The organism is Pararhizobium antarcticum (assembly GCF_001885585.1).
In the GTDB taxonomy this organism is placed as follows: domain Bacteria; phylum Pseudomonadota; class Alphaproteobacteria; order Rhizobiales; family Rhizobiaceae; genus Pararhizobium; species Pararhizobium antarcticum.
In genome coordinates, this window is the sequence record NZ_LSRP01000050.1 from 1 (window position 1) to 1,270 (window position 1,270).

A 1,270-nucleotide genomic window follows, 5' to 3' on the forward strand; every position below is an offset into this window, starting at 1 on the left:
GGTTTTATCCGCCTCTACCAGTTGACGCTGTCGGGTTTTATCGGCAATGGCTGCCGGCACCTGCCGACCTGCTCGGAATATGGTTTTGAGGCGATCGCCCGGCACGGCATCTGGCCCGGCGGCTGGATGGCGCTGTTTCGCGTGATGCGCTGCGGGCCGGGCGGCACGCAGGGGCTCGACCCGGTGCCGGAAAGCTTGCCCCCGACAAAACACTGGTGGACCCCCTGGCGCTACTGGCGCCTGTCCTGAGATATTTTGCCGCCACCCTGCGGCCATCCGAGATTTTCGCGTCATCGGCGCGGGTGGTTTCGCCAGGCGGCGCGCGCCAGCGGATCGGCGGGCCAGGGCCCGTCCTCCCAGACGGCTTTTACGAGCGCCGCTTCCATGCGCTCGATATGATCGATCCGCAGGCCGGTATCGATCTCCTCTTGCCGCAGCCGGGCGTCCAGAGCGTCGGAGGCGACCATCATCGCATCGTAGAGCGCCGCGTCGCGCACGCAGGGCGGCAGGCCCGGAAAATAGGCTTTGCTTGCCTCGGCAGGCGCGGGCATGGCGCTGCAGCGCCCGGCGCGCCGGCATTTTGGCAGGCGGCAGGCGCGGGCAAGGCCGGCCTTTGTGGCGGCGTTGCGAAGATGCGGCTGGACGCGCGCGAGATACCGTGAATTGAGGAAGGTCTGGCGCGCGGGGCTCTGGCTGTCATCGTCCATGTCAAGCTCCTTGAAACAGGGCCGGCGTCGAAAGACTACAGGCCTCCGGAAAAAAACCGCAGCGCAAAACCGCCCACCGGCTGCGCGCGGGATTTCAAAACCAGTCCGGAGAACCGCGCGGAGGCAAGGCCTCTGTGAGGTTTGGTGAAGGTGGCATCGCCTCCGCGCAGCCCAGGCGTTCTTCGGAGCGGTCCGGTCTCCTTCAGACGTGGAATGGCTTCGCTGCACGGGATGACTGCGCCCTGCGCCCTGTCCGAAAACAGCCTGTGGCCGGTTTCGAGGGCTGCGCCGTCCGCCCGCTTGCATGGACGACCCAAGCCAACCCCGCGGCCCGGGGAAGGGGGAAGCCTGCCACGACGACCGTTCCAGCGCCTGTCCTTTTCCCGCAACCGTTTCCGGTGTCGGGTGACAGGCGGCAGCGGCCGCCGCGTTCCGCGCCTCTCTCGTGAACCATCCTGCGTCTGGCGGCCCACGAAAGCGCCTCCTCCCGCCCGCATCGACACGTTACGCGATCCGTCCGGCGGCGGAAGGACGTTCAGGATAGGGCAGGTTTTGCGGGCGGG

At 67.5% G+C, this 1,270-nt stretch carries 2 protein-coding genes; one reads left to right on the forward strand and one right to left on the reverse strand.

Translation table 11 applies throughout. The annotated features are described in order from the left end of the window. Nucleotides 1-249, forward strand: a 249-nt coding sequence (gene yidD / locus AX760_RS04870; protein WP_071831870.1) for a membrane protein insertion efficiency factor YidD, incomplete at its 5' end; no start/stop codon positions are given. A gap of 41 nt (nucleotides 250-290) precedes the next feature. On the opposite strand, the gene AX760_RS04875 is transcribed toward yidD, so the two are convergent. Further along, nucleotides 291-707 (reverse strand): hypothetical protein, encoded by a 417-nt coding sequence (locus AX760_RS04875; protein ID WP_071831871.1) that lies wholly within the window; start codon nucleotides 705-707, stop codon nucleotides 291-293. Between the last annotated feature and the right edge of the window lie 563 nt (nucleotides 708-1,270).

Bases quoted from the DNA above. Each gene is read 5' to 3' on its own strand.
- AX760_RS04875 (WP_071831871.1), bottom strand. From the start codon at position 707: ATGGACGATGACAGCCAGAGCCCCGCGCGCCAGACCTTCCTCAATTCA.